The following is a 7,764-nucleotide window of genomic DNA, read 5'->3' on the forward strand; positions in this document are numbered from 1 at the left end:
CCCCCGCACGGGGCGGATGCTGGTGTGCCATCTGCGCGCACTATGCCCGGCGAGGGCGGCGGGGCCGGGCCTGGGCTTCGGCTGCCGCGTCGAGCTCGACCTCGCTCAGCAGCTGCTTGGTGATCCGCTCGGTGCCTTCGGTGATGGCGATCAGGGCGGCTTCGCGGATGAGGTGGGAGAGGCTGCCGATCCGCCCTGCGGTGCGGGCATGGAGGTAGGCGGCGTGCTTGACCAGTGTCCCGGCGCGGTGCGCGCGCAGCCGCAACAGCTCTTCCACGGCCCGTACCAGGTCGTTCCAGATGGCCCGCTCCTGCTCGGTCGCGTACGCCAGCGGGCGGTGGCGGAAGATCTTGAAGCGGCCGGCGATCTGCGCCCCGCGCACCCCGCTCAGCAGGGAGGAGGTCTCGATGTCGATCGCGGAGTACACGAAGGTGGCCGGGATGCGTTCGCCGAGGTACTTGAGCTGGTCGGAGGTTTCCGCGCCGGCGCGCCGCTGGGTGTCCAGGAGGTGGACGTCGTCGATGAGGACGAGCTGGGTGCCCAGTTCGCACAGCAGGTCGCACACGGCGCCGGTGATCTGGGTCTGGTTGAGGCGGTCGGTGATGGGCATGCCGAGGAACCGGGCGAACTCGCTGACGAGCATCTTCGGGGTGGCGGCCGGCGGCACGCTGATGAACAGCACAGGCCTGCGCTCTGCCTGTCCTGGGTGCTGGCGGGCGTCGGCCAGCTGGAAGGAACGCCCGAGCGCCATCATCGTGGTGGTCTTACCCGTCGTGGCCGGCCCGGAGATGATCAGCCCGCGGCGGGCGCCGGCCTGCTGGCGGCGGTTGACCAGCAGCAGTCGGCGTACGGCGGTGAACACGCTGTCCATGGCCGGGGTCCGCATGACGGCGAGTTCGGAGTGATAGTCCTCGCGCTCCGCCTGGGACCAGGCGCCGTCGGTGGCGTCACGAGCGGGCGCCGGGGCTCGATGGACGAAGGCATCCCATCCCTGCCATACGGTCGGAGGGGCCAGCGGTGCGAACCCGACAGCATCGGTGGAGATCGAGCTCACCATCGCAGGGACTCCTCGAAAGGGTCGTAGACCGTCACCTGGCCACGCCTCGGTGCAGCCACATCGGCTTCCTGCGCTGCGGCGGTTGGGGAGTCGCTCAGTGGTGTGTGTTCAGTCGGCCAGATGCTCAGGGCGCCGTCGTGGGTCAAGGGCTCCTCGTCGTCCTCGCTGTCGCCGAAGACGTCCTCCCCGAGTTCACCGGCTTCTGCCTCCGGCTGCTGGCCGTACAACATCCCCCACACCGCACCATCGGTTGCGGCGGTGCGGGCGCGGGCGGCGACGACCTTCTCGCGGCGGGTGCCATGCCCGGCGGCAGCGCGCTCCAGCAGATCGCGCAGGGCGAGGGCCAGGTTGTGTTCGTGCTGGGCGCGGTCTGCGCGGCGGGTGACGGTGCGCTTGATGTGCTGCCAGGTGAAGTCAGTGAACGGGGCGCTGACCAGGGTGCGGTGGATCCACGGCACCGCCTCCCACTCATATCCGCGCGGCTGGTCAGGCTTCGGCAGCCGTACCCAGACCTGGCCGGGCGCGTGCGGGTCGTAGTGGATCTCCCATAGGCCGTCCGCCGCCGGCGAGCGCTCGCCGCGGTATGGGTTGAGAGCCTTGTGGTCGTAGGTGCGGTAGTCGATGCGGATGCCATAGTCGTTGATCTTCTGCCGCTTCAGAGGCATCAGCTCGATGTAGTCCTCACGGCCCAGCGGCACCGGGACGTACCCGCATACGGCGACCAGCGTCGCCCACATCTCGTTCGGCGACAGGGCGCGGCGGGGCATCATCGGGTGCCGTAGCCCGTCGTGCTCGCGCTCCTGCCACCCGCAGATGATCCACTCCTGCAGCAGGTCGTTCAGCTGGGCCAGCGTCCACACCGCCTCGCCCGCGGCGTCCTTCCCGCGCTCACCGGTGTGCGAGCCCGTGTAGGCGGCCACATGTTGCACGAAGAGCGTGTTGATCAAGGAGAAGGTGCGCTCCACGTGCCCCTTGGCAGGACCGTTTCGCGGCGGCGTGGGCTGTACAGAAACGCCCAACGACTCGCAGGCGGCGATGAACGAGGACGAGACGAACACATTGCCCTGGTCGACCACGATGGTCCGTGGGGTGATGACCGGCCGCGCCGCGGCACCTTCCAGCCGGGCATCCACGCTCAGCAGCCGCTCGTAGGGAACCACCGAGTGTTCCATCGCCAGCGCCTCGGCCCAGCCCGGCCGCATCGGCGCCGGGACCATCACCTGCGCCAGCAGCTGCGCCGCGTCCACGCTCCGGGTCCCTTTCGCACGCAGCACGGCCGCGCAGATGCTGCGGGTGGCCACATCCAGCGCGATGGTCAGCTCCGGACGCTCCACCACCCCGTCATCGAGCACCACGAAGGCATCGAGCACAGTGCTGTCCATCATCACCAGCTCACCCGGCATCATCACCGTCGTCGGGACGAACGGGGGAGCCGGCCGCGCCGAGCGCCAGCGGCGCTGCCGCGCACTGCCCAGGAGCCCGCATCCGTCGGCGAGGGCGTGTACGAGCCGGTTGAACGTCGCAGCCGAGGGCAGCGGCACCGCCCCGTCACCGTGCCGCTCGGCCAGCAGCCGCTCGGTGTACACCCGAAGCCGCCCCAGCGTTCCGCTGGAGCGTTCCTGCCCGGCCTCCAACACCTCCCGCAGGGCGGCCACCACCCGCTCATCCGCACGCCCCAGCGCCGACCGGGGCCGGGCGGCCCGCTGATCCACCAGTCCCCACACCCCGTCGTTGCGGTAGCGGGCCCGCATCCGCCGCACCGTCACCGCGCTAGTGGGCATACCCGCCGCCGACAACTCCGCCGCCTTCACCTCCTCCCGCTGCGCCAACGTCCGCACACCCGGGTCGTACTCAGCCCGTGGAGGGCCAACCGCACCGGATCCGCCCGGGTGCCCCGTCTCCACCTCCCGCACGTGCCGCTCCCATGCCAACGCCCGCTCCCGCACCGGCGGGGGCAACGACTCCAGCAAGCCCAGCGGAGGCACCCGGCAGACGGTGGGCGCAGCCACAACCTCGAACCCCTCGTCGGCGAACAACAGCGACAGCAGCAGCGCCGCCACCTCGCCGTTCTCGGCGATCAGCCGCACCTGGCCGCCATGGAGGGCGGCTACCGTCCAGGCCCGCCCCTCGAACCGCACCTGGGACCCCACCTCGACCACCAGCCCACCGGACTCCCGGCCCCTTGCCCCCGTCACGCCGCCCGCGCCCACACCGGCATCCGCTCATGCATCGGAACGCCCAGATCCGCAGACAGCTGCCCCGCCCACAGAGCATGGAACAGCGCAGGAAGGACCACCATCGGATCCCCGGTCCTGCGTGTGCCCTCCCACAGCGGCGTACGGTCGGCGAACGATTCCCGCAACGCCGCCGCTAGCTGCTGTCCTGCGCGGTATCGCGGATGCCGGTACCCGGACAGCCAGGTCACGTTGCGCCGGTACACCGGATCGACCGGACCCAGCACCCAGTACCGCCGGCCCACCGCCGCACATACCTCGCCGACCACCGCCGCGAGGGATCGCTGCCGCCGAGAAAGCTCCGCTGCGGCGGTGCAGTCCGCCAAGACCCCCTGGCCGTCGGCGAGCCGGAGCATCACCTGCGGGACATGCGTACGCACTCCGTCCGGCGCAGGCCACCGCAGTTCCAGTGGCCGACTGGCCAGGCCTTGGACGCGTGGATCGCGGTCGAGCAGCATCAGATGCAGCCGCATCGCCCCAGACCCGTAGTGCACGAGCCGCCCGGTGGTCGCCGACCACCACCATCCCGGCGCCGTGCGCTTGCCCTTGCGGGCCGAAAACGGCCTCAGAGGCGGACACCGCTCGAAGGCCACTTCGGCGGCCGCCGCCGACCACGTCGAACACTCCGTCGTCCCGCCCGCAGCCAGGAACCGTACGTCCACAGCCCCGACATCGGCCGGCCCGGCCCCTGCCGCATCCCATTCCGCGCTCCGCACACAGAACCAAACGGCTTATCGGCTCATCCGGTAATGGGCATAACAAGCCAAAGGGGAAACGCGTGCCAGATACCCAGGTCCGCCGGTCCTACCTGGCGTCCCGGACCCCGCAGACGTGCTGTCAGCTGCGCTCGGGCTGTTCTGCGGCCCAGGCGTAGCCCAGCTCAGCGAAGGCTGCTCGCTGGTCCGCATCCAGACGCTCCCGCCTGGCCTTCTGGTTACTCAGAAACACACCCAGCCTGATCGCCGAACCGTCCGGCAGCTCCTCGATGTGCGCCCTTCCAACGACGGTTCTGCCTTCGCGCTGGATGTACTGGGTGAGGGCCGCCAGACCGCGTTGGAAGGCTGATGCCTTCTCGGTGCCCTTGGCCGTCGGGGCGGGGCGTTCGGTGGGTTTCACGCCCAGCGCGGTGAGCCGCTGCTGCTGTTCTTCGGAGAGCTCCGCCCAGTTGCGGCGTTGTCGCTGGAGCCATTTGCCGAGGTCGTCGTCTTCGTAGAGGACGCCGGGGGCGATGTCGGGGAGTCGGCCGTTGGATTCGTCGGCGGCGAGGTCGGTGAGGACGCGGTAGTGGCGTTGCCAGTCCAGCGGCCAGGGGCAGTTCCAGTCCGGGTCGATGGCGGCGAGCTGTGCGGCACGGGCCGCGGCGCGTTCGGGGTTCTTGCCGAGGCCGTTCTTGCGGCGGAGGTTGGCCATGTGCTCCCCGACCGGCACCAGCTCATTGTCGGCGTCGCCCCAGACGGCGTCGCGCCTGGGGGCGAGGTGGCCGTGGGCGCGGTGGAAGGAGCGCAGGGCGGCGAGTTTGGTCTCCCAGGCTTCGTCGCCGGGTTCCCAGACCATCCCGGCTTCGTCGAGCAGCATCTTGCGGTGGTCGTCGAGTTCGCCCGCACGGTACACGCGCCGCTGCTGGTGGACCCACCGCCCCAGAGGGAACGCCTTGGTGGCGCCGGCCTCGCTCTCGGTGTCGTACGGGACTGCGTACAGGCCGGTGATCTCGTTCTCCCTGCGCCACCGCAGCAGGGCCTGGTAGCCCTCGAGCCAGACCAGTGATTCCGGCCGGTAGACCCGGGTGCGCAGGAACGCCGCGATCGTGGCGGCGTCGCGCGGGCTGGCGAAGTGCAGCAGCGCTGACTCCACCGCGTCCTCGGTCTTGTCCTGCGCGTCCTCGTCTTCGGCTGTGGTGCCGATGATGCGCCCGTCCTCGTCTCGCTTCACGTGCACGTGCCGCTGCCCGCTGCTCAGGGCCCGGCTGGCGAGTTGTTCGACGAGGCGTTCGGAGTGGGAGCGCAGGCCTTGGAGGACGGCTACGAGGGGTGCGAACGAGGCGGAGGCGACCATGTCGGCCGGGTCTTCGCCGGGCTTAAGGAAGACGGGCACGATGATTCTGGCGGTCTTGGCCGTGCCGTCGGGGTTCGGGCGCAGGGCCCGGCCGATGTTCTGCACGATCTCGACCTGGGAGCCGCGGGTGTCGGCGAAGCACACCGCCTCAACGCCCCGCTCGCCGACGATGTCGACGCCTTCGCCGAGCACCCGGACGGAGGCGAGGAAGGCCCGGTGTACGCGGCGGCCGACCGCGTCGATGCCGTTGGCGAACTGCCGTAGGGCTTCGCGTCGCTCAGCGACGAGGTGGTCGCCGCACAGCCATGCCGACCAGACGCGGTCCGGGGGCACGTGGCGGCCGGCCTCCAACTCGTAGAGCTCCGCGTCGATCGACGACTTCGGCAGGGCCTCCGCATCGGCCAGAGCCTCGTCAGAGACCTCGGACGCGTACAGCTCGGCGGCCGTCTGCGGCATCTTCTCCGCGAACGCCATCGCCTCCTCCACTCGCTGGTGGAAGGTCATGACCGTGCGCAGGTTCCGCGCGGCGGCGTGCTCCAGGAGCGCAGTCTGCAGCAGCGCCAGCCGCCGGCCCCGCTGCGCCTCCTCTGATACTTCCTGGACGGGGGAGGGGTCGTGGATCTCCAGCACGTCGATCTCGAACCCGGCGAGGATGCCGCGTTCGATCGCCTCGGACAGTTCGAGCTCGTAGATCCACTCTCCGTACGGGCCGTTCGGGTCGGACGCCATGGTCGCGATCTCCAGCTCCTGGCCGTCCCTGCCCTTCTGCGGGCGGGGGGAGGCGAGGATGCGGGGGGTGGCGGTGAGGTAGAGACGGAAGTCCGCCGGGATGCGGGTGTTGTCGTGGATCGCCGCCCACGGTCGACCAAGATCACCCGTGGTTGAGTGAGCTTCGTCGACCACGGCGAGATCGAAGCCGGCCATCGTCTGTCCATACAGCCGCTCCCCGCCCGCCAGAGCAGCCTCCAGCGGCCCACGGACCTTCCGCAGACCCAACGGGTCCTCCGGGTCATCGCGATCCACCAGGGAGGCGTACGTGGCGAACACGACCACCGGCCCACGCCCCGCCCACAGCGCCAACTGGATCGCATTCGTAGTGGTCCGTACGCCCAGCTGCTCCAGGACGTCGTCCTTCTCCAGCGAGCACACCGCGACCATCGGCCCGTTGTGGCCGACCCTCCGCCACGCCTGGGCGGTCTGCACGAGCAGGTCGAGGGTGGGAACCATGACGAGGATCCGCCCGCCGCGGAAGCACTCCAGCGCAGCCCACGCGGCTGTGATCGTCTTGCCGGACCCTGTGGCGGACACCACCGTGGCCCGCGCCCCTCCCTCGGGCACAGAGGACCTTGCAGGGAACCCCACCCACTCACGGATGCGTGCAGTCGCATCTACCTGGTGTTCTCTGAGCGCGATCCTCTGAATACCAAAATGCGCTGTCATAAATTCCTCTTGCCGAGATCGCATTGCTAGCCTGGCTGTCTCCTCGATGGCGGACGAGCCTCTAAGCGCCGAGTCCTTTGAGGCCCCATTCATCGAGCCCGGAGTAGACCGTGGCGGTTCGGCACTGCGGTGCCGACATGCACTCAGCTTCCCCGCGGTACACGGCCACAAGAGAGTCAGCCCCTCGCCACCAGCTGTCTGCGCGTCCGGCAACCTCCAAGACCGGCTCGAAGCCCTCAAGCTGCAGCGTCTCCACGGCTTCACCGGTCACCGTAGTGGTAGTGCGGGCGTACCGGCGGGCGTGATCTGCGAGGGCCACCGACTCCACCCATCCCTCGATGCGGGCGTGCAGAGGCACCCAGGTGTCGGCATGGATGCCGAACTCTCCCTCGTGGCCAATCATGAAGGCGTAGGGAAGCGCGGTGCGCTGCAGCCCGGCCCCGAACCACCAGCCCTCCGCCTCCAACCTCTCAGGGACGTCCGCGCTGAACGAACTGGGGCCACCGTCATAGTGCGGAGACGGAGGGAGGGCAATCCCGCCCCACATTTCCTGGTACGCCACAGCACGGTCAATCTCTGCTGCGGGGATCCCGTGCTCCAGCCACCGAGCCCGATGCTGCTCCACGCCAGGGTCAGGAATCCGGTAACCATGGATTCGGACGAAATATTGAGCCCTGCGCGTAAGCCCACCATGAATCTTGTCCCTGATCATCACTCAGTGCACCCCCATCGACTCTGCTCACCCCGTCGAGCTCAAACAGCCTTGAGGGTGGTGACTATTTTTCCCAACTCTACATGCTGCATCAAAAGAAGGATGCACTACGCTGAAACCCGACACGAACGAGTGGCCACCCCTCCTCGTAGCCAGCCAGGCCCGCGCCAGCGGGCCCGAAGGGACTGGAGGCGCAGCCGGAAGGACCGTTGAGGGCAGGGGAGCGCAGCGGACCTGCCCGACCGGCCTGGAGCGCCAGCGGAGGGCCG

General features: G+C 69.5%; 5 protein-coding genes. All 5 read right to left on the minus strand.

All coding sequences use genetic code 11. From position 1 onward, the window contains the following. Nucleotides 1-40: 40 nt before the first annotated feature. The 5 genes from KKZ08_RS38520 to KKZ08_RS39085 all read right to left on the minus strand — a co-directional run bounded on the left by KKZ08_RS38520 (nt 41) and on the right by KKZ08_RS39085 (nt 7,186). Nucleotides 41-1,057 carry a TniB family NTP-binding protein gene (locus KKZ08_RS38520; protein ID WP_223778852.1) on the minus strand — a complete coding sequence of 339 codons (1,017 nt, stop codon included), beginning with the start codon at nt 1,055-1,057 and terminating at the stop codon, nt 41-43. Beyond that, nucleotides 1,051-3,144 carry a Mu transposase C-terminal domain-containing protein gene (locus KKZ08_RS38525; RefSeq protein ID WP_223778853.1) on the minus strand — a complete coding sequence of 698 codons (2,094 nt, stop codon included), beginning with the start codon at nt 3,142-3,144 and terminating at the stop codon, nt 1,051-1,053. Before KKZ08_RS38525 ends, KKZ08_RS38520 begins: the two co-directional genes overlap by 7 nt. 104 nt (nt 3,145-3,248) lie before the next feature. Further along, nucleotides 3,249-4,007, minus strand: coding sequence for a TnsA-like heteromeric transposase endonuclease subunit (locus KKZ08_RS38530; protein ID WP_346657911.1), 759 nt, complete (start codon nt 4,005-4,007; stop codon nt 3,249-3,251). 121 nt (nt 4,008-4,128) lie between these two features. Further along, nucleotides 4,129-6,783 (minus strand): DEAD/DEAH box helicase, encoded by a 2,655-nt coding sequence (locus tag KKZ08_RS38535; protein ID WP_223778855.1) that lies wholly within the window; start codon nt 6,781-6,783, stop codon nt 4,129-4,131. Nucleotides 6,784-6,844: 61 nt separating this feature from the next. Next, nucleotides 6,845-7,186: a hypothetical protein gene (locus KKZ08_RS39085; protein WP_346657912.1), complete on the minus strand. Its 342-nt coding sequence runs from the start codon at nt 7,184-7,186 to the stop codon at nt 6,845-6,847. Between the last annotated feature and the right edge of the window lie 578 nt (nt 7,187-7,764).

The sequence above is a fragment of the Streptomyces sp. 135 genome, from assembly GCF_020026305.1.
In the GTDB taxonomy this organism is placed as follows: Bacteria; Actinomycetota; Actinomycetes; order Streptomycetales; family Streptomycetaceae; genus Streptomyces.

Excerpts from the sequence above, each read along its gene's own strand:
- KKZ08_RS39085 (WP_346657912.1), bottom strand. The coding sequence starts at position 7,186 with ATGATTGGCCACGAGGGAGAGTTCGGCATCCATGCCGACACCTGGGTG.
- KKZ08_RS38520 (WP_223778852.1), bottom strand. The coding sequence starts at position 1,057 with ATGGTGAGCTCGATCTCCACCGATGCTGTCGGGTTCGCACCGCTGGCC.
- KKZ08_RS38535 (WP_223778855.1), bottom strand. The coding sequence starts at position 6,783 with ATGACAGCGCATTTTGGTATTCAGAGGATCGCGCTCAGAGAACACCAG.